Source organism: Burkholderia sp. EMB26, assembly GCF_024730645.1.
Lineage (GTDB): Bacteria > Pseudomonadota > Gammaproteobacteria > Burkholderiales > Burkholderiaceae > Burkholderia > Burkholderia cenocepacia.
The window spans coordinates 609,103-628,815 of the sequence record NZ_CP078070.1 but is presented as its reverse complement, the minus strand read 5'-3'; the positions used below and the strand labels follow the sequence as shown (position 1 = coordinate 628,815).

Here is a 19,713-nt window from a genome sequence, read left to right as displayed (position 1 = left end):
TCAGGCCGCCTCGGCCGCGCTCGTCTGCGGCAGCGCGAGGTTCAGCACCGCGTGCTCGTTCGCCTGCGCGCGCGGCAGCTCGCCGGCGATCCGGCCTTCGCGCATCACGACGATGCGGTCGGACACGCCGAGCACTTCCGGCAGTTCCGACGACACCATCACGATCGCGCAGCCGCGCTCCGCGAGCCGGTAGATCACGTCGTAGATCTCGTGCTTCGCGCCGACGTCGATGCCGCGCGTCGGCTCGTCGAGGATCACGACCTTCAGGTCGGGCTCCGCGAGCCAGCGCGACAGGATCGCCTTCTGCTGGTTGCCGCCCGACAGGAAGCGGATCTTCTGGCGCCGGTTCGGCGTCTTGATCTTCAGCCGCTGGATGAAGCGGTCGGCCGTTTCGCTCTCGGCCTTGCCGTTGATGAACAGACCCGCGCGCAGCGAATGGCGGCGGCAGCTGATGTTGATGTTCTCCGCGACCGACGCGATCGCGATGATCCCTTCTTCCTTGCGGTCCTCGGGGCACAGCACGATGCCGTGGCGGATCGCGTCGCCCGTGCGCTTCACGTCGATGCGCGCGCCGTCGAGCGTCAGCACGCCCGCGCGCCGGCGGTCCGCGCCGTACACGAGCCGCATCAGCTCGCTGCGACCCGCGCCGACGAGCCCGAAGAAGCCGACGATCTCGCCCGCGCGCACCGAGAAGCTCGCCGGTTCGCGCAATGCCGGCCCGTCGATGCCTTCGGCGGAAAACCGCACGTCGCCGAGCGCGCGCGGCGCGTAATGGTAGATGTCCGCGATCTCGCGCCCGACCATCTCGGCGACGAGCCGCTCGCGCGGCACGTCGGCCAGCGCTTCGTGCGACGCGATCTTGCGGCCGTCGCGAAAGATCGTGCACGCATCGCACAGCCGGTAGATCTCGTCCATCCGGTGCGAGATGTAGATCAGCGCGCGGCCCTGCGCACGCAGGTCGTCGACCAGCTTGAACAGCACTTCCGTCTCGCGATGCGACAGCGAGCTCGTCGGTTCGTCGAGCGCGATCACGCGCGCGTTGCGCATCAGCGCCTTGCAGATCTCGACCATCTGCCGCTGCGCGATCGACAGCCGCCCGAGCCGCGCATCGGGATCGAGATCGACGCCCATCTCGGCGAGCCGCTCGCGCACGTAACGCTTCGCCTCGCGTTTCCTCACCCAGCCGAACGCGTTCGGCAGGCGGCCGAGCAGCAGGTTTTCCGCGACCGTCAGGTCGGGCACGTACTGCAATTCCTGGTGAATCACCGCGATGCCGGCCGCGATCGACGCGGCCGCATTCGCGAACTGCACGGGCTGGCCGTCGACCAGCACGCTGCCCGCATCGGGCTGATATTCGCCGCCGAGAATCTTCAGCAGCGTCGACTTGCCCGCGCCGTTCTCGCCCATCAGGCCATGCACCTCGCCCGCATGCACGTCGAACGAAATGCCGTCGAGTGCGCGCACGCCAGGAAACACCTTGCCGATATTGTCAAAACGCAGTGCCGCTGACACGTCGTCTCTCCACTTCAGAATCGATCGACCGCCGGCCGCCGCATCGCCGCGGCAGCCGGCGGGCCGCTTACTTCGACGCGAGCCCCATCTCCTCGCGCACCTTCGCCACGTTGTCGCGCGTCGCGAGCATGCCCGTCGTCAGCGTCAGCGGCGGCGGTGCCTTGCCCTGCGTGATCCACGCGTACATCAGGTCCGAGGTTTCCTCGCCGTGGCGCTTCGGGCTGATGATCACGGTGCCGTAGAAGCCGGTCGGCTGCGGCTTCTTGAACTCGTTCAACGCCGAATCGGAACCGCCGATGCCGATGCCGATCATGTTGTCGGCCTTGAAGCCGCGCCCTTCGGCCGCGCGCACCGCGCCGAGCACGGCCTCGTCGTTCAGGCCGTACGCGACCCAGTGCTTGAACTGCGGGTTCTTGGTGAGTGCGATGTTCGCCGCGTTGAACGCGTTCTCGGTGTCGGTCTTCGCCTGCGGTGCCGCGATCACGTTCGCCTTCGGGAAGCCGGCGGCGACCAGCGCGTCGGTCGCGCCGCTCGTGCGGTCGTGCGCGGTCGGCAACTGCTCGTAGGTGATGTCGATCGCGCCGACGTCCTTCATGTCCCAGCCGCGCTTCTTGATCTCGGCCGCGATGCCGTCGCCGACCTGCTTGCCGATGTTGTACGCGGAAATCCCCATGTGCGGCACCGACTCGATCGGCTTGCCCGCGCCGTCGACGAGGCGGTCGTCGACCGTCATCATCTTCAGGTTGTGCGACTTCGCCTTCGCGACGATGCCCGGCCCGAGCTTCACGTCGGGCGTGCAGATGATGAAGCCCTGCGCCTTCTGCGCGGACAGGTTGTCGATCGCGCTCATCACCTTCTCGCCGGACGGCGCGCCGATCTTCACGAGCGTGAAGCCCTTCTGCTTCGCGGCGATCTCGGCGAATTTCCATTCGTCCTGGAACCACGGCTCCTCAGGCTGCTTCACCAGGAAGCCGATCTTGACCGGGTCGGCCGCGTGCGCGACCGGGCTGCCCATCACCACCGCGGCCGCAGCGGCCAGCGTTACGAACGTTCTGCGTTTCATCTCCAGTGTCTCCTTGTTTTCATCGAACAGGATGCAGCCGCTTGTTGGTTTCGACGCAGCGTGCGCGCGGCCGTCGCACGTGCGGTCTTTCGAATCGTTACGTCAGTTGCGTCAGTCGTGATACAGCGCCGCGCGCCCGCCGTCGACGGTGATGCACGCGGCGTTGATGAACGGCGCCTCGTCGGACGCCAGGAACACGGCCGTCATCGCGACCTCCTCCGGGCGGCCGATCCGCTTCATCGGCTGCAGCGCGAGCGTCTCCGCGCGCGCGGCGGCCGGATCGGGCTGCGCGTCCCACCAGTCGCGCGTCAGTTGCGTCTCGATGTAGCCCGGCGCGATCGCGTTCACGCGCACGTTGCGCGCCGCGTATTCGATGCCGAGCGCACGCGTCAGGCCGAGCACGCCGTGTTTCGCGACCGGATACGGGAAGCAGCCCGGGATGATCCTGAACGCATGCGTCGACGCAATGTTCACGATGCTGCCGCGACCGCGCTCGACCATGCCCTCCAGCGCCGCGCGGCAGCCGTGCCACACGCCGTCGAGATCGACCGCGAAGCAGCGCCGCCAGTCGTCGTCGGTCATCGTCAGCGGATCGGCGAACACGTTGATGCCCGCGTTGTTCACGAGCACGTCGAGCGGGCCGAATGCCGCTTCGGCCTGCGCGAGCGCCTCGCGCACCGCCTGCTGCCGCGCGACGTCCGCCTGCAGCGGCAGCACGCGCGCGCCGTCGCATTCGTGCGCGATCGCGGTGGCCGTGTGCTGCGCCTGCGGGAAGTCGAGATCGACGAGCGCGACGGCCGCGCCTTCGCGCACGAACGCGCGCGCGATCGCGGCGCCGATGCCGCGGCCCGCGCCCGTCACCATCGCGACCTTGCCCGCGAGGCGGCCCATCATGCGGCTCCGCCGCGCGCCGCGCGCAAGCCGACCTGGAACGCGCGCGCGTTCGCCGCGGTCGCGTCGGCCGACTGGCCCGGGCGATACAGCGCCGAGCCAAGCCCGAAGCCGTTCGCGCCGGCGTCGAGGAACGGCCGCATGTTGTCCGGCGCGATCCCGCCGACCGGAATCAGCGGCACCGCGCGGTCGATCACCGCGCGCCAGGCCTTCACGACGCTCACGCCGAGCTGTTCGGCCGGGAACATCTTCAGCACGTCGGCGCCGTTCGTCAGCGCCGCGAACGCTTCGGTCGGCGTCGCGACGCCCGGCGCGCTCGCCAGCCCGCGCTCGCGCGCGCGGCGGATCACGGCCGCGTCGCTGTGCGGCATCACGATCAGCGCGCCGCCCGCATCCTGCACGCGGTCCACGTACTCGGCGCGCAGTACCGTGCCCGCGCCGACGATCATGTCGTCGGGCAACGCGCGGCGCAGCTCCGCGATGCTGTCGAACGGCTCCGGCGAGTTCAGCGGCACCTCGACGATCCGGAAGCCGGCTTCGTAGAGCGCGCGGCCGTGGTCGGCCGCTTCGGCGGGCGTGATGCCGCGCATGATCGCGATCAGCGGGCACGCATCGAACGCGCGCATCAGCGCGGCGTGGGGCGTGTATGGCGCGGGCAGTGTCAGGTCGGACGACATCGAAAGTTCCTCCGCAAGCAGTTCATTGATCCGCGCAGACGGGCTCGCCGTCCGCGCGCACGAGCCCGGCACGCGACGCGATCCGCCACAGGCCCAGCTCGGTCGCATGCGCGGCCACGCGCGCATGCGCATGGCCGAATACCTGGAGCGCGTCGACGTAACGCGAACACAAGCCGTCGTCGCCGATCAGCAGCAGCGGCTGATCGGCGAGCGCGATGCCACGCTCCGCGAGCATCGCGTCGAGCGCATTGAGCTCGTGACCGATCAGCAGGCCCGACAGGTAGTCGCCCTGCGCATCGGGCGCGAGCCGGTCGGTCAGCCCCAGCGTGCGCGTGCTGAAAATCGTCGCGAGCAGCCCCGTGTGCTGCGCGCCGCGTGCGACCGATACGCCGCGCACGAACGCGTCGCGGTCGGGCGACGCACCCGGGCGCATCGTGCGGCCGAGGATCGTGTGATCGCGCAGCACCGCGAACAGCTCGCCGGTCATGAAGGTCTGGAAGCGTTCGATCAGCCCGTCCTTCACCCACGCCCATTTCGCATGCGTGCCCGGCAAGCCGATCAGTACCCCTGAACGATCGGCGCCAAGCGTGGGATCGCTCGCGAGCGCGCCGACGATCTGCGTTTCTTCGCCGCGCATCACGTCGGGCAATTCGCCCGTCGCGATCACGCCCGGCACGATCGAGACCGTCGCGCCGCGCGACGTCGTCACGGTGATGAGCCCCGCGACGAGCGCGTCGGCGCCGGCCGGCACCGCGACGTACGGCGCTTCGCGCCAGCCCTGCGCGCTGCCGACCATCCCGGCGGCGAGCACCGGCAGGCCGGGCGTACGGTCGAGCCAGTCGCCGCACGCTTCCTCGAACACCGCGTCGAACGCGCGCGCGCCGCCGCCCGGCACGTGCATCACGCCGGCCGCCCGGCTGCGCGTGTCGATCGGCACGCCGTGCGCGTCGTACAGATACGCGCGCAGCGACGTGGTGCCCCAGTCGAGCGCGATCAGCGACGGGGAAGCGGAACTGGCATCCGGAGCGGGCCGGGTCGAAGTCGTCATCGTTTGATCCTGCGGGTACCCTGCGGCGGGCTCCAGCCCAGTTCCGCGGAAATGGCTCGCGCTTCGCGCTGCACGAGCGGAATCAGTTCGTCCATGCGGTCGTGCGGCATGTACGGAATCGTGCTCGCGACCGACACCGCCGCGACGATCGCGCCCGACGCGTCGCGGATCGGCGCGGCCACGCAGCGGATCGACGCCTCGTTTTCCTCGAGATCGAACGTATAGCCGCCGACCGCGTAATGGGCCATGCGCTGCAGGAACGCGCTCGTCTCGGGCCGGTTGTCGGGCTTGAAGTTGACGCCGGCCAGCGCGCGCCGCGCGGCCTCGAACAGCGAGCGCCACAGGTCCGGATCGAGGTCGAGCATCATCGCCTTGCCGATACCCGTCGACGCGAGCGGCATCCGGTGGCCGACGCGCGAGCGCATCTCGAGGCCGCGCGTGCCGGGAATCTTGTCGATGTACAACACGTCGTCGCCGTCGCGCACGCCGAGATGGATCGTGTCGAGCGTCGCTTCCGCGAGCGCCTCGAGATGCGGCCGCGCCACCGCGGTGAGCGGCATCTGCTCGAGCGCGATCGTACCGAGCTCGATCAGCTTCGGGCCGAGCAGGTAGCCGCCCTGCACCTGGCGCAGATAGCGCGCCTGCACGAGGCTGCTGACGAGCCGGTGCGTCGTGCTGCGCGTCGTGCCGAGCGCGGCGCCGATCGCGCGCATGTCGCGCGCGCCGTTGGCGATCGCCTCGAGGATCGCGAGGCCGCGCAGCAGCGTCTGCGTGCCGGCCTGCTGCGCGGCGAGGTCGAGCGGCGTGCTGGTCGCGCCGATGCTGTCGGTCAGCGACGCATCGTCCGGCATCGCGCGCCGGGCGTCGAGGGCAAGGGAGTCTGGCATCTTGGTCATGGGGCGGGGCTTCTTCAACGGAATCGGTGAAGCCGCCCGCGCGGCGCCGGAACTGCGTCCGATGCGGCGGCGTGGCGGCGGTCGATGCACCGAGTAAAGCGCCCGGCGAACTTCATGGAAGGTGTCTCCGTGTGCGACGGGCGCCGCGCGATGCGTGGGTCCGAAGCTGTCGATGTGCTTCGGATTGTAGGAGCGCACGCATTCGTCTCCAATATTTGAATGCGTTGCCCAGATAATGAGAATCCCGGCTAAATCCACGGCGAGCCCGGTATCCCCGGCCGCGCCATGCGCACGGGGGCGGAACCCGCCGTTCCGCAGGTTCCGCCCCCGTTTGTTCGCCGCGTGCCGCGCTTACTGCTGGCTCGTGCTGCTGCGCGCCTGCATGTAGCGCTGTACGTCCGCGAACGACACGCGGCCGCTACCGGCGGCATCCATCTGCCGGAAATGGTTCGCGACATAGCCGAGGCCGGCCGCGCGCGCCTGCGCCTCGGTGATCGACCCCGTGTTCTGCGTGTCGGCCGCGCTGAACTGCCGCGCGAGCTTGCGCACCACCTGCGCGTGCAGCGCGGCGCCGGTCGTCTGCGTGCCGGCGGTCGCGTGGCGCGCGGCCGGCGGCACGTACGGGTCGCCGAGCTGCGCCTGGCGCGCGCGCGCCGGTGCGGCGGCGTCGCTCGCCTGCGCGAACGCGGAGAGGGATGTTGCGGCGCCGGCGCATGCGAGCGCCGCGGCAACGACGATGAAACGATTCTTCATGTCAGGCTCCAGTCTGGAATGAGGTCGTCGACGGCCGGCGAGCAGCGCCACCTGGGGCGCCTGTCGCCGGCCTCACGCATCGCATCAGTGCGCGGCCGCGCCGTAGAAGGTCACGAGATCGGCTTTCTCCTGCGGACGCGACGTATCGTCGAGATAGACCATGTGCCCGCCCTGATAGTCCTTGATCGTCAGGTTCGGTTGCGTGCCGAGTCGCGCAAGGTCGAGCTCGGTCTGGTAGAACGGCGTCGCGATGTCGTGATACCCGTTCAGCGACAGCACCTTCAACTGCGGATTCAGCGTCAGCGCCGCGGCCAGATCGGGAATCGTGTCGGGCATCGCGAGGCCGTCGTGCGTCCAGTCCCACGTGTTGATCGCATTGCTGCTCACCGAGTAGGCCGACTGCGCGGTGTACTTCAGCTCGTTCGGCAGGTAGCTGCCGATCGTGTCGGCGAACGGCTTCGTGATGAACGAGCTGGACGGATCGCCGTCGGCCGCGAGCGGGCTCGACACGGGCACGTTCACGCGTGCGTCGTAGCGGCCGATCAGCGTGCCCGGAATCAGCGACAGCTGGAAGCTGTTGTCGAAGAAGGTCGGGACCACGTTGAAGTCGGCATTCCACAACGCCTGCTTCACGCCGGTCGAATTCGCCATCGTCGTGACGAGATTCGGCGGCGGCGGCGTGTGGCTCGCGAGGTACGCGTTCACGGCCGGCGCGTAGCTGCCGGCCGTCAGCAGGCGCATCTGGTCCGCATACTGCGGCAGGTTCGACGGGTTCGGATTGTCGAGCTGATAGTACGCGCCGACCGTGCCGTACGACGGCACGAAGCCCGCGCAGCTCACAGGGCTCGCGCCCCTGTTCGAGTTGCCGACATAGTCGCTCGCCATGTCGCAGTTCGTGTTGTAGTTCAGGATCGACGACTGCAGCACGATGCCGTCGAGCTTCACGCCGGCCGTCTCGAGCAGGTTCGCGAGCACGTCGGTGCGCGGCGTGCCGTACGACTCGCCGAACAGGTACTTCGGCGAAGCGCTGCGCTGGTTCACGCTCAGGTAGCGCGTCACGAAATCGCGGAACGCGCCGGCGTCCTGGTCGACGCCCCAGAACGTCTGGTTCGTGTTCGGCGCGACCGCTTCCGAGAAGCCGGTGCCGATCGCATCGACGAACACGAGGTCGGTCGTGTCGAGCAGGGTTTCCTGGTTGTCGACGAACGGGAACGTCGACGTGTTCGCGTTCGGGTCGCCGGTCTGGATCCGGCGCGGGCCGAACGAGCCGAGGTGCAGCCACACCGACGCCGAGCCGGGGCCGCCGTTGTACAGGAACGTGACGGGCCGCTTCGCCGCGGGCTGGTTGTCGGCCGTGTAGGCGACGTAGAAGAACGATGCTTCGGGCGCGCCCGTCTGCGGATTGCGGGCGACGAGGTGGCCGGCGGTGGCCGTGTACCGGATCGTCTTGCCGTTCAGCGTGATCTGATGGTGCGTGACGGCGGCCTTCTCGACCGCGGCGGACGCGTCGAGCGACGCGTTTGCACTCGACGAATAACTGTTCGGATCGTTGTACGCGCGGTCGACCTGACCGGCGGGATCGGCTGAATTCGCGACGCTCGCGGCAGACGACGACGTCACGTCGTCGTTGCAGGCCGTCAGAATCAGCGAAGAACACACCACTCCCAACAACAGCTTCGCTTTGCTCGCTGGCATCGTTGCGTTCCTTCTCTCGGATGTTTTTTGTGTCGAGCGGCCGGATAAGCCACCCCCCGCCTCGATTGCGGCCGATAAGCCGAGGCGCTGGCCAATATACGCGAGCCCGTCAGCTTTGAAAAATTTTGAAATATTTGGCGCGCAAGCGGTGCAGCGCACACCTTTCAGGAATGCTTCGATTCGCGAAACGTTGCATTTCACGGCGCTTTCAGCGACTTTCGCGTTTACCCGCGGCGGCTAAAAAAGCACGGATTTCGTGCGATGTCGGTCAACAAAATCGCGCACTTATCGGTATTGCTCAGTAAAGCGAAATAGACGGATTCGTCTAAAGGATGTGGCCCGAAATGGCGGCGACACGGATGCGCTGCAGCGCACCAATCGCGCGTCGACGACGGAATGGACAACGCAGCAGCGCGGGCGCGCCGCTCACTCCGATTGCGGCAGTTCGGCCGCGCCCATCCGGCGCGCGATGACCGCCGCGCGCTGCGCCTGATAGGCCGAGCCGCGATGCGCATCGAACCAGCGCGGCTTCGGCAGCATCACCGCGAGACGCGCGGACTGCCACGCGCCGAGCCGGCTCGCGGGAATCTTGTAGTAATAGCGCGCTGCCGCTTCGGCGCCGTACACGCCGCGCCCCCATTCGACCGAATTCAGGTAGATCTCGAAGATGCGCTCCTTGTCGAGCACCGTTTCGAGCATCCACGTGATGATCAGCTCCTGGCCCTTGCGGATGTAGCTCTTCTCGCGCGACAGGAACAGGTTGCGTGCGAGCTGCTGCGTGATCGTCGAGCCGCCCGCGACGATCCTGCCGCGCGCCTTGTTCTTCTCCCACGCCTGCAGGATCGCGTCGACGTCGTAGCCGTTGTTGGTCGCGAAGGTCGAATCTTCGGACGCGATCAGCGCCCGCTTCAGGTTGCGCGAGATCTGGTCGTACGGCACCCACTGGTGCCGGATCTGCGCGGGCGGCGTGTCGCGCGACAGCCACCACGCGTCGGTGCGCATGAAGGCGGTCGAGCCCGGATTCACGAACGACCACAGCGCGATCTGCGCGAGATAGAACAATTGCGTCGCGAGCCACGCGCCCGCGAACACCGATCCCGCGTAGACGGCCCAGCGAGCGAGGCTCACCGTCCGCGTGCGCTGCGTGCCGCTCACCGCCACCACGTGCCGCGCTCCGTTCAGCTCGCCGCGAGCGCCTGGCGCAGCGCGGCCAGCACCGGCGCGCCGTCCGGCCGCACGCCGCGCCAGATGAAGAACGATTCGGCCGCCTGCTCGACCAGCATCCCGAGGCCGTCGGCCGTGCGCGCGCCGAGCGACGCCGCGTGCTGCATGAACACGGTCGGCTGCGCGCCGTACATCATGTCGTACGCGAGCGTGCCGGCACCGAACGCCGCGGGGTCGCATTCCGGCAGCGCGGCGTCGAGGCTGCCGGCCGTCGCATTGATCACCACGTCGTACGGCTCGGCCCGCACGACGCCGGGGCCACCGCCCGCGAGCGTGCAGCCCGCGTCGTGCGCGGCCTGCATGAACTGGCCGACGAGCGCTTCGGCCTTGCTCGCGGTGCGGTTCACGATTCCGATCGACAGCGGTGCACGATCGAGCAGCGGCAGCACGACACCGCGCGCGGCGCCGCCCGCGCCGAGCAGCAGGATGCGCGCGCCGGCAAGCGACACGCCGAGATTCGCCTCGATGTCGCGCACGAGGCCGACGCCGTCGGTGTTGTCGCCGTGGAGGCGGCCGTCGGCGTCGATGCGCAGCGTGTTCACCGCGCCTGCCGCCGCCGCGCGCGCCGACAGCGTGTCGGCGAGCGCATGCGCGTCCAGCTTGAACGGCACCGTCACGTTCGCGCCGCGCCCGCCTTCGGCGACGAACGCGCGCACGGCTGCCTCGAACCCGTCGATCGGCGCGAGCCGGTGCGTGTATTCGATCGGCTCGCCGGTCTGCGCGGCGAATTGCGCGTGGATGAACGGCGACTTGCTGTGCGCCACCGGGTTGCCGAACACGACATAGCGGTCGGCGCCGCTCGTCGACGCAGCTGCGCTCATGATGCGCGCCCCTCTTCGCCGTCGTTGCCGCTCGCGGCTTCGCCGCCGTCGGCCGCCGCGCCGTCTGCCTCGGCCAGCGCTTCGGCCTCGGTTTCCGCCGACGCGTCTTCCGCGTCGACCAGCGTGTGGTCGCCGCCTTCGGCGTCGTCCTCTTCGTCGGCCGCGTCGCCGCTCGTCACGGTCGGCGCGTCGAGCACGTTCAAGAGGCGCACCGACGCCTCGATCGTCAGCTCGTCGAGCGACATCACGTCGAGCAGCACGCGCGTGCCGCGCGCATGCACGCCGAGCCCCGGCACGTGCAGCAGCAGCGGGATTTCCTCGAGGCGCACGAGATCGCCCTTCACGACGCTCGCGACCACCTGCTTCTTCTGTTCCTGCGCGAGCCAGCGCAGGCACCAGAAGTACTCCATCCGGCGCTGGTAGTCGGCGTAGGCCGTATACGTATCGTCGAAGCCCTGCACGACCGCGTAGAGATCGGCGTCCTTCGGCTTGAACGGCGCGGCGAGCTTCGCGGTGACGCCGTGCTGCACGCACGCGAGCAGTTGCCACTGGTTCACGAGGTCGACGTAGCGGCGCAGCGGCGACGTGCTCCACGCGTACTGCGCGACGCCGAGGCCTTCGTGCGGCGCGGCCGTCGTCTGCATCCGCGTGCGCTTCGGGCCCGGTGCGCCGAAGCCGCGCTGCGAGCGGTAGATGCCCGGCACCGTGTGGTCGTGCAGGAACGCGCCCCAGGTCGAGTTCGCGAGGATCGCGAGCTCCGACACGATCAGGTCGAGCGGCGAGCCGCGGCGGCGCGGCGTGATCGTCACGTGCTCGCCTTCGACGTAGAAGTTGTAGTCGGTGTTGCGCTGCACCTCGCGCTTCAGGCCGTAGCCCGCGCGCGCGACCTGGCGCTTCTCGAACAGCGCCTGCGCGAGCGGCCACAGCACGGCGATGTCGTCCTTGTGCGGGTAGTCGCCGGTGCCGGCCGCGAGCGTCTCTTCGTTGACGAGCTCGTCGAGCGTGTTGTGGCGCAGGTTGCTCTTCACGAACACGAGCTCGGCGCGCGTCTCGCTTGCGACGATGTCCTGCGTGTCGCGGTTGACGATGATGTACAGCGACAGCGCCGGGCGGTAATCGCCCTCTTTCAGCGTGAACACGTCGACGACGTCGTCCGGCAGCATCGTGATCTTGTCGCCCGGCATGTAGACGGTCGACAGGCGCGCGCGCGCGATCGCGTCGACCGCGTCGCCGCGCACGATGCCGAGCGCCGGCGCCGCGATGTGCACGCCGATCCGCACGCGGCCGTCGGCCAGGTGCTCGACCGAGAACGCGTCGTCGATTTCGGTGGTCGTGATGTCGTCGATCGAGAACGCCTCGACGTCCGCGCGCGGCAGATCGTCCGGCAGCGGGCCGACCGTGACGGGCGGAAAGCCCGTGCCGTGCGGGAAGAATTCCGCGAGAAAGCGCGCTTCGTGCAGCGCACGCGGCGACTCGATGCCGCCGCAGTCGAGCATCAGCCGCGCCGGCGACACGCCGCGCGCGCCGGCCGCCGCTTCCATCGCCTTGTATTCGATCGAATTCTTGTCCGGCCGCGTGAGCAGCCCGAGCACCTTGCCCGCGAACGCTTCCGGCAGCTTGCCGGCCTTCAGCTCCTCTTCATACTGCGCCTGCACCAGCGCCTGCTGGCGCTTGCGCTCGAGCGACGCGAGCGCCATCTTGAGCTGCTCTTCCGGCGCGCGCTGGTACTGGCCGCGCCCCTTGCGACGGAAGTAGACGGGCGAGCCGTGCAGCCGCAGCACCAGCGCCGCGCGCTCGACCGGGCCGTACGTCGCGCCGAAGTACTCGGCGGCCAGCGCCGTGTACGCGAACTCGTCGGCCGGCGCGCATTCCCACAGGAAGTCCAGATCGATCTGCTGCGCGGCCGTGTCGGCCTCCTGCATCAGTTCGCCCGCGGCCGGCTTGTCGAATTCGATCAGCACGTCTTTCGCGCGCACCTTCGCACGCCGCCCGCCGGGCAACTCGACCTGAAATGCGTCGCCCTGGCGCGACAGCACGCTGCCCGCCTTGAAACTGCCCGATTCCTCGAAGAAAACGTTCACTCAGTACTCTCGTTCAGACTGCCGGGCGCCGCGTCGGCGGCGCCGCATGATGATGGGGATTCGATCGGCACGCGGCCGGTTAAGACGTCTTTCCGTCGCAAAACGCGAGAACGTCGTCGACATAGTCGGCAAATTCGCTGATCCCGTGATCGCTGCCGTCGATCACGCGGGTTTTCGCGCCCGGGTAATGGGCCAGCATCTCGCGGTAATCGAGCACTTCGTCGCCGGTCGCCGCGAACAAATAGTAGCGGTCGGCGCGCGTGATCGCCGGCACGCGCAGCGCGTCGAGTTCGTGCAGATGCCGGCGCTCGACGACGATCGTGCCGCCGCCGTGCCACAGCGGCTGTTCGCCCAGATGCTGCTCGAGATCGCGCTGCGGCACGATCGCCGGATTCAGCAGCACGGCCTTCCAGCCGTGCTTTTCGGCGAGCCATGTCGCGTAATAACCGCCGAGCGAGCTGCCGATCACGGTGACGTCGCGGGCACCCGCGACCTCGGCTTCCGCGACGGCGATCGCCTCGAGCGGCGACACCGACAGCGACGGGCACCGCCACTCGCCGGTGCGGCCGAGTTCGGCCATGCGCGCGGCGAGCAGCCGCGACTTCTGCGATTCCGGCGACGACCGGAAGCCGTGCAGATACAGGATCACGTGCGGCTCCCGAGCGCATCGAGCAGCTTCTGGTGCACGCCGCCGAAGCCGCCGTTGCTCATGACGAGCACGTGGTCGCCCGGACGCGCGGCCTCGACCACCGCCTTCACCAGCAGATGCAGATCGTCGAATGCGCGCGCGCGGTCGCCGAGCGGCGCAAGCGCTTCGGCGAGATTCCAGCCGAGCGCGTCGCGCCCGGTCGGCGCGCCGTAGCCGAACACGAGATCGGCATCGGCGAGGCTCGCCGGCAATTGCGACTTCATCACGCCGAGCTTCATCGTGTTCGAGCGCGGCTCGAGCACGGCGAGGATGCGGGCATTCTGGCGGCCGATGCGCGCACGAAGGCCGGCGATCGTGGTGTCGATCGCGGTCGGATGGTGCGCGAAATCGTCATAGACGGTCACGCCGTCGACGCTGCCGCGCACTTCCATGCGGCGCTTCACGTTGCGGAACGATGCGAGCGAAACGGCCGCCTGCGCGGGCGGCACGCCGACGTGGCGCGCGGCGGCGATCGCCGCGAGCGCGTTCATCCGGTTGTGGTCGCCCTGCACCTGCCACGCGACTTCGCCGACGCGCTCGGCGTGCGAATACACCGCGAAGCGTTCGTCGACCGGCACGCCGTCCTCGGCCGGCAGCGCCTGCCAGCCGCCGTCGACGCCGAAACGCTCGACCTCGCTCCAGCAGCCGCGCGCCAGCACGCGCTCGAGCGCATCCGAGCGGCCGTTCGTGACGATCCGGCCGACCCCGGGCACGGTGCGCACCAGATGATGGAATTGCGTCTCGATCGCGGCGAGATCGGGGAAGATGTCGGCGTGATCGAATTCGAGGTTGTTCAGTACCGCGGTACGCGGCCGGTAGTGGACGAACTTCGAGCGCTTGTCGAAGAATGCCGTGTCGTACTCGTCGGCCTCGATCACGAAGAAGCTCGAATCGGTGAGCCGCGCGGACACGCCGAAGTTCAGCGGCACGCCGCCGATCAGGAAGCCCGGGTTGAGCCCGGCGTCCTCCAGCAGCCACGCGAGCATCGACGACGTGGTCGTCTTGCCGTGCGTGCCCGCGACCGCGAGCACCCATTTGCCGGCCAGCACGTGCTCGCCGAGCCACTGCGGGCCCGACACGTACGGCAGGCCGCGATCGAGGATCGCCTCCATCAGCGGGTTGCCGCGCGTGACGACGTTGCCGATCACGAACAGGTCCGGTTTCAGGTCGATCTGCTCGGCGCCGTAGCCCTCGATCAGCGTGATGCCCTGCGCCTCGAGCTGCGTGCTCATCGGCGGATAGACGCCCGCGTCGCAACCCGTCACCGTGTGGCCCGCCTCGCGTGCGAGTACGGCGAGACCGCCCATGAAGGTGCCGCAGATGCCAAGAATATGGATGTGCATAGATGAATGCTTTCGCGCCGCCGGGCGCCGTCGATTCGGAAAGGATGCGTGTGCGTCGCGCCGGACGGGCCGTGCGGCCGGCGCCCGGCCCACGACTTTGCCGCGACACAAAGGACACTATTGTAACTGACGGCCTGCGATGCCCGGCGACCCGAACGATGCGCGCGAGCGGCGCCGGCGCCCTCGGGCGGCGGGCCGCCGCACCCGTGCTCGGGCGCCGCGACGATCGAGTATGATTGCCGGATCATGTCTCGCAAACCTCTTGTCGATCCGCGGCGCGTCCGCGAGGAAGTCGCCCAGTCCGCCGCCCGCCTGATCGCGGAGGACGGCCTGGACTACGCCGGCGCGAAACGCAAGGCCGCGCGCCAGTTGCTGGGCGATTCGCGCGTTGCCGGCGAATGGCTGCCGGATAACGACCAGATCGAGGAAGAATTGCGCGAGTACCTCGCGCTGTTCCAGAGCGACACGCAGCCGGACGAACTGCGCCGCCTGCGCGAGATCGCGCTCGACTGGATGCGCCGGCTCGCCGAGTTCCATCCTTATGTGACGGGCGCCGTGCTGAACGGCACCGCGAACGCGCATTCGGATATCCATTTGCAGGCATTCACCGACAACCCGAAGGACGTCGCGATCTACCTGCTGAACCAGAACGTCCAGTACGACGTATCCGAGACGCGGCATTTCGCGGGCCGCGGCGACGTCGAGACGCTCAGTTTCCTGTGGCGCCCGCGGCGCGACGTGGATGCGATCGGCATCCATCTCGCGCTGTATGCGAGCGACGACCTGCGCGGCGCGGTGAAGGCCGACGCGCGCGGCCGCGTCGCCCGCGCGGACGCCGCCGCGCTGCGCGCGCTCGTCGCGGCAGGCCAGGCCCCTTCCGAACCGGAATGATTCAACGATGATGATGAAACGCATGTTGGCGCTCGCGGTGGTCGCGGCCGCCGCCGTCGCCGGCGGGATCGCCGCCGGTCACTGGTTCCGCGGCACGGCCGACGACGGTGTCGCCGTCGCCGCGCCGACCGCCCACGGCAATCCGGTCGAGCAGCTGTGGGCGTCGTCGCTCACCGGCGTCGACGGCAAGCCGGCGACGCTGACCGCCTTCAAGGGCCAGAAGGTCGTCGTCAATTTCTGGGCGTCGTGGTGCGGCCCGTGCGTCGAGGAGATGCCCGAGCTGGTCGCGCTGTCGCACCAGTACAAGCAGAAAGGCATCCGTTTCGTCGGGATCGGCGTCGATTCCGAGCAGAACGTGAAGAACTTCCTGCAGAAGGTGAAGGTCGACTATCCGGTGTTCGTCAGCGGCTACGCGGGCGCCGATCTGGCCCGTAATTTCGGGAATACCGCCGGCGCGCTGCCGTTTACCGTCGTCATCGACGAAACCGGCAAGATCCGCGAGACAAAATTAGGACAAATCCAGCCGGCCGAGCTGAAAAAGACGCTCGACGCGCTGTAATCGGCCCGGACAGCGGCCCGCGCGTTGCCGGCGATTTGCAGGTCGATCGCCGCAATTTCGCGGGAATTCGCCGATACTTTGCGTTCGCACCGGTAATTCTTGCAGGTCCGACGCGTCTGGCCGTTCGGCAAAACTAGACAAATTTCTCTAAATAGCGCTAAAGTTCGCGCAATTCCGCAGAAATAGAAGCGACCATGACACGATTGCTGGTGTTGCACGGCCCCAACCTGAACCTTCTCGGCACCCGGGAACCGGAGGTGTACGGCCGCGTCACGCTCGCGCAGATCGATCAGGCGCTTGCCGCGCGCGCCCGGGAAGCCGGCGCCGAACTGTCGTCGTTCCAGAGCAACCATGAAGGCGCGCTGGTCGACCGCATCCAGGCCGCGCGGGAGGAACAGACCGATTTCATCCTGATCAATCCGGCCGCGTATACGCACACGAGCGTTGCGATCCGGGACGCGATCGCCGGTGTTGGCATCCCGTTCGTCGAGGTTCACCTGTCGAACGTGCATCGCCGCGAAGCGTTCAGGCACCACTCCTACTTTTCCGACCAGGCCGAAGGCGTGATCTGCGGGCTCGGCTGGAAAGGTTATCTGTACGCGCTCGAGTACGCGCTGGACAAGCTGCAAGGCACGTCGCGCGGCTGATTTCGCGATCTAGATTCAGCGCCGGCCCCTAACCGGCGCTTTCACGTATTGAAAGGGGAATTCCCGATGGATCTTCGTAAGCTGAAAACTCTGATCGACCTCGTTTCCGAATCCGGCATCTCCGAGCTGGAAGTGACGGAAGGCGAAGGCAAGGTGCGTATCGTCAAGAACGCGCCGCCGGTCTACGTGCAGCCGACGGCTGGGTATGCCCCGCAAGTCAGCGCGCCCGCTCCGTCGGTCGCGCTGCCGACCGAAGGCGCTGCCGCGCCGGCCGCCGGCGCCGCCGCCGCACCGGCCGCTCCGCAGGGCCACGTCGTGACGTCGCCGATGGTCGGCACGTTCTATCGCGCGCCGTCGCCGGGCGCCGACCCGTTCGTGCAGGCCGGCGACACGGTCAAGGAAGGCCAGACGATCTGCATCATCGAAGCGATGAAGCTGCTCAACGAGATCGAGTCGGACAAGGCCGGCGTGATCAAGGAAATCCTCGTCGAGAACGGCCAGGCCGTCGAATACGGCCAGCCGCTTTTCGTGATCGGCTAAGCCCGCCGCGCGGCCCTGCCGGCCGCGCGCCGCCGATGCTCGCCAGGCGCCGTTCGCGCGCCCCTCGAAGAGACGAATACTCGCTATGTTTGAAAAAATCCTCATTGCCAACCGCGGTGAAATCGCGCTGCGCATCCAGCGCGCGTGCCGCGAACTCGGCGTCAAGACGGTGGTCGTCTACTCGGAAGCCGACAAGGAAGCCAAGTACGTGCGCCTCGCGGACGAAGCCGTCTGTATCGGCCCGGCCCCGTCGAACCTGAGCTACCTGAACATGCCGGCGCTGATCAGCGCCGCGGAAGTCACCGATGCCGAGGCGATCCACCCCGGCTACGGCTTCCTGTCGGAGAACGCCGATTTCGCGGAGCGCGTCGAGCAGTCGGGCTTCACGTTCATCGGCCCGCGCCCGGAAACGATCCGCATGATGGGTGACAAGGTCACCGCGAAGCAGACGATGATCAAGACCGGCGTGCCGTGCGTGCCGGGCTCGGAAGGCGCGTTGCCGGACGATCCGAAGGAGATCGTCAAGATTGCGCGCACGATCGGCTATCCGGTCATCATCAAGGCGGCCGGCGGCGGCGGCGGGCGCGGGATGCGCGTCGTGCACACCGAAGCCGCGCTCGTCAACGCGGTCAACATGACCCGCGAGGAAGCCGGCCGTGCGTTCGGCAACCCGCAGGTGTACATGGAGAAGTTCCTCGAGAACCCGCGCCACATCGAGATCCAGGTGCTGTCGGACGCGTACAAGAACGCGATCTGGCTCGGCGAGCGCGACTGCTCGATGCAGCGCCGCCACCAGAAGGTGATCGAGGAAGCGCCGGCGCCAGGCATTCCGCGCCGCCTGATCGACCGTATCGGCGACCGCTGCGCGGACGCGTGCAAGAAGATGGGCTACCTCGGTGCGGGCACGTTCGAATTCCTGTACGAAAACGGCGAGTTCTACTTCATCGAGATGAACACGCGCGTGCAGGTCGAGCACCCGGTATCGGAGCTGATCACGGGCGTCGACATCGTGCAGGAACAGATCCGCATCGCGGCCGGCGAGAAGCTCACGCTGCGCCAGCGCGACATCCAGTTCCGCGGACACGCGATCGAATGCCGGATCAACGCCGAAGATCCGTTCAAGTTCACGCCGTCGCCGGGCCGGATCACGTCGTGGCATACGCCGGGCGGCCCGGGCGTGCGCGTCGATTCGCACGCCTACAATGGCTATTTCGTGCCGCCGAACTATGATTCGATGATCGGCAAGCTGATCACCTACGGCGCGACGCGCGAACAGGCGATCCGCCGGATGCGCATCGCGCTGTCGGAAATGGTCGTCGAAGGCATCCAGACCAACATCCCGCTGCACCGCGAGCTGATGATCGACTCGAAGTTCGTCGAAGGCGGCACCAGCATCCATTACCTCGAAAACCGGCTCGCGCAGAAGCAGCAGGTCGCACCGGAAGAAGCGTAAGCATGAGTTATCGCGAACTCGTCGTCGAACTGGCCCGCGAGCATGCGGAGGCCCTGTCCGACGCGCTGCTCGATCTCGGCGCGCTGTCGGTGTCCGTCGAAGACGCCGACGCCGACACGCCCGACGAACAGCCGCTCTTCGGCGAGCCGGGCCTGGTGCCGGATCGCACCGCGTGGCAGCACTCGCGCGTGGTCGCGCTGCTGTCGGCCGACCATGAGCCAGCCGTGCTGCTCGCGGCGGCCGCGAACGAGATCGGCCTCGCCGAAACGCCGCAGTTCGTCGTGCGCGAAGTCGAGGAGCAGGACTGGGTGCGGCTCACGCAGTCGCAGTTCGAGCCGATCCCGATCGGCGAACGGATCTGGGTCGTGCCGTCGTGGCACGATGCGCCCGACCCCGATGCGCTCGTCCTCGAACTCGATCCCGGTCTCGCATTCGGCACCGGCAGCCACCCCACCACCCGTCTGTGCATGGAGTGGCTCGAGCAGTCGGTGAAGCCCGGCCAGTCGGTGCTCGACTACGGCTGCGGCTCGGGCATTCTCGCGATCCTCGCGAAGAAATGCGGGGCGAACCCCGTGATCGGCATCGACATCGATCCGCAGGCGGTCGAATCGGCGCGCCAGAACAGCGAACGCAACCGTGCGGAGGTCACGTACGGCCTGCCCGATGCATGCCCGGACGGCGAATTCGACATCGTCGTCGCGAACATCCTGTCGAACCCGCTGAAGCTGATGGCATCGATGCTCGCATCGAAGGTCAAGCCGGGCGGGCGCATCGCGCTGTCGGGCGTGCTCGCGCGCCAGGCGGACGAAGTCGCGGCCGTTTATGCGCGCTACGTCGACATCTCGGTCTGGCGCGAACACGAAGGCTGGGTATGCCTTGCCGGAACCCGCCGCGAAAGCCATTAGAATAGCGCTGTCCTTCACTCTGGCCA

The 19,713-nt window shown here is 68.2% G+C and carries 19 protein-coding genes; 6 read left to right on the top strand and 13 right to left on the bottom strand.

What is annotated here, in order from left to right; translation table 11 throughout:
• The 13 genes from araG to mpl form a co-directional block, all read right to left on the bottom strand.
• The gene (araG, locus tag KU887_RS03040) at positions 1 to 1,512 is read right to left on the bottom strand and encodes an L-arabinose ABC transporter ATP-binding protein AraG (RefSeq protein ID WP_034201039.1); all 1,512 of its coding nucleotides are present in this window, start codon (positions 1,510 to 1,512) and stop codon (positions 1 to 3) included.
• Positions 1,513 to 1,579: 67 nt separating this feature from the next.
• Positions 1,580 to 2,575, bottom strand: coding sequence for an arabinose ABC transporter substrate-binding protein (locus KU887_RS03035; RefSeq protein ID WP_006491025.1), 996 nt, complete (start codon positions 2,573 to 2,575; stop codon positions 1,580 to 1,582).
• A gap of 111 nt (positions 2,576 to 2,686) precedes the next feature.
• Complete coding sequence (locus KU887_RS03030; RefSeq protein WP_043205483.1) at positions 2,687 to 3,466, bottom strand: SDR family oxidoreductase; 780 nt, start codon at positions 3,464 to 3,466, stop codon at positions 2,687 to 2,689.
• On the bottom strand, positions 3,466 to 4,143 hold the full coding sequence (locus tag KU887_RS03025) for a 2-dehydro-3-deoxy-6-phosphogalactonate aldolase (RefSeq protein WP_034201041.1): 678 nt from the start codon (positions 4,141 to 4,143) through the stop codon (positions 3,466 to 3,468). Before KU887_RS03025 ends, KU887_RS03030 begins: the two co-directional genes overlap by 1 nt.
• A 22-nt stretch (positions 4,144 to 4,165) precedes the next feature.
• Entirely contained in the window at positions 4,166 to 5,191 is a 1,026-nt protein-coding gene (locus tag KU887_RS03020; RefSeq protein ID WP_006496741.1) for a 2-dehydro-3-deoxygalactonokinase, read from the bottom strand.
• Positions 5,188 to 6,087, bottom strand: a complete 900-nt coding sequence (locus KU887_RS03015; RefSeq protein ID WP_258254446.1) for an IclR family transcriptional regulator — start codon at positions 6,085 to 6,087, stop codon at positions 5,188 to 5,190. Before KU887_RS03015 ends, KU887_RS03020 begins: the two co-directional genes overlap by 4 nt.
• Before the next feature lie 351 nt (positions 6,088 to 6,438).
• Positions 6,439 to 6,840, bottom strand: coding sequence for an EF-hand domain-containing protein (locus tag KU887_RS03010; RefSeq protein ID WP_006496742.1), 402 nt, complete (start codon positions 6,838 to 6,840; stop codon positions 6,439 to 6,441).
• 84 nt (positions 6,841 to 6,924) lie between these two features.
• On the bottom strand, positions 6,925 to 8,535 hold the full coding sequence (locus KU887_RS03005) for a S10 family peptidase (protein ID WP_258254445.1): 1,611 nt from the start codon (positions 8,533 to 8,535) through the stop codon (positions 6,925 to 6,927).
• 426 nt (positions 8,536 to 8,961) lie between these two features.
• The gene (mtgA, locus tag KU887_RS03000; RefSeq protein WP_006484660.1) at positions 8,962 to 9,699 is read right to left on the bottom strand and encodes a monofunctional biosynthetic peptidoglycan transglycosylase; all 738 of its coding nucleotides are present in this window, start codon (positions 9,697 to 9,699) and stop codon (positions 8,962 to 8,964) included.
• Positions 9,700 to 9,713: 14 nt separating this feature from the next.
• Positions 9,714 to 10,580, bottom strand: coding sequence for a shikimate dehydrogenase (aroE, locus tag KU887_RS02995; RefSeq protein ID WP_006496745.1), 867 nt, complete (start codon positions 10,578 to 10,580; stop codon positions 9,714 to 9,716).
• Entirely contained in the window at positions 10,577 to 12,661 is a 2,085-nt protein-coding gene (locus tag KU887_RS02990; RefSeq protein WP_258254444.1) for an RNB domain-containing ribonuclease, read from the bottom strand. The genes aroE and KU887_RS02990 overlap by 4 nt, the downstream gene beginning before the upstream one ends.
• A 79-nt stretch (positions 12,662 to 12,740) precedes the next feature.
• Entirely contained in the window at positions 12,741 to 13,310 is a 570-nt protein-coding gene (locus KU887_RS02985) for a YqiA/YcfP family alpha/beta fold hydrolase (RefSeq protein WP_006489407.1), read from the bottom strand.
• Positions 13,307 to 14,692 (bottom strand): UDP-N-acetylmuramate:L-alanyl-gamma-D-glutamyl-meso-diaminopimelate ligase, encoded by a 1,386-nt coding sequence (mpl, locus tag KU887_RS02980; RefSeq protein ID WP_006489410.1) that lies wholly within the window; start codon positions 14,690 to 14,692, stop codon positions 13,307 to 13,309. The genes KU887_RS02985 and mpl overlap by 4 nt, the downstream gene beginning before the upstream one ends.
• A gap of 246 nt (positions 14,693 to 14,938) precedes the next feature.
• Between mpl and KU887_RS02975 the strand changes: the two genes are divergently transcribed.
• The 6 genes from KU887_RS02975 to prmA all read left to right on the top strand — a co-directional run bounded on the left by KU887_RS02975 (position 14,939) and on the right by prmA (position 19,687).
• The gene (locus KU887_RS02975) at positions 14,939 to 15,583 is read left to right on the top strand and encodes a UDP-N-acetylmuramate--alanine ligase (RefSeq protein ID WP_258254443.1); all 645 of its coding nucleotides are present in this window, start codon (positions 14,939 to 14,941) and stop codon (positions 15,581 to 15,583) included.
• 7 nt (positions 15,584 to 15,590) lie between these two features.
• Positions 15,591 to 16,142 (top strand): TlpA disulfide reductase family protein, encoded by a 552-nt coding sequence (locus KU887_RS02970; protein ID WP_058901242.1) that lies wholly within the window; start codon positions 15,591 to 15,593, stop codon positions 16,140 to 16,142.
• A 194-nt stretch (positions 16,143 to 16,336) separates the two neighbouring features.
• Positions 16,337 to 16,789, top strand: a complete 453-nt coding sequence (aroQ, locus tag KU887_RS02965) for a type II 3-dehydroquinate dehydratase (RefSeq protein ID WP_011350880.1) — start codon at positions 16,337 to 16,339, stop codon at positions 16,787 to 16,789.
• Between the two features lie 66 nt (positions 16,790 to 16,855).
• A complete protein-coding gene (gene accB, locus KU887_RS02960) occupies positions 16,856 to 17,329 on the top strand; it encodes an acetyl-CoA carboxylase biotin carboxyl carrier protein (RefSeq protein ID WP_006496751.1) in 474 nt (157 codons plus the stop codon).
• A gap of 85 nt (positions 17,330 to 17,414) precedes the next feature.
• Positions 17,415 to 18,782: an acetyl-CoA carboxylase biotin carboxylase subunit gene (gene accC, locus KU887_RS02955; RefSeq protein ID WP_006490723.1), complete on the top strand. Its 1,368-nt coding sequence runs from the start codon at positions 17,415 to 17,417 to the stop codon at positions 18,780 to 18,782.
• 2 nt (positions 18,783 to 18,784) lie between these two features.
• Positions 18,785 to 19,687: a 50S ribosomal protein L11 methyltransferase gene (gene prmA, locus KU887_RS02950; protein WP_006496752.1), complete on the top strand. Its 903-nt coding sequence runs from the start codon at positions 18,785 to 18,787 to the stop codon at positions 19,685 to 19,687.
• Positions 19,688 to 19,713: the final 26 nt, after the last annotated feature.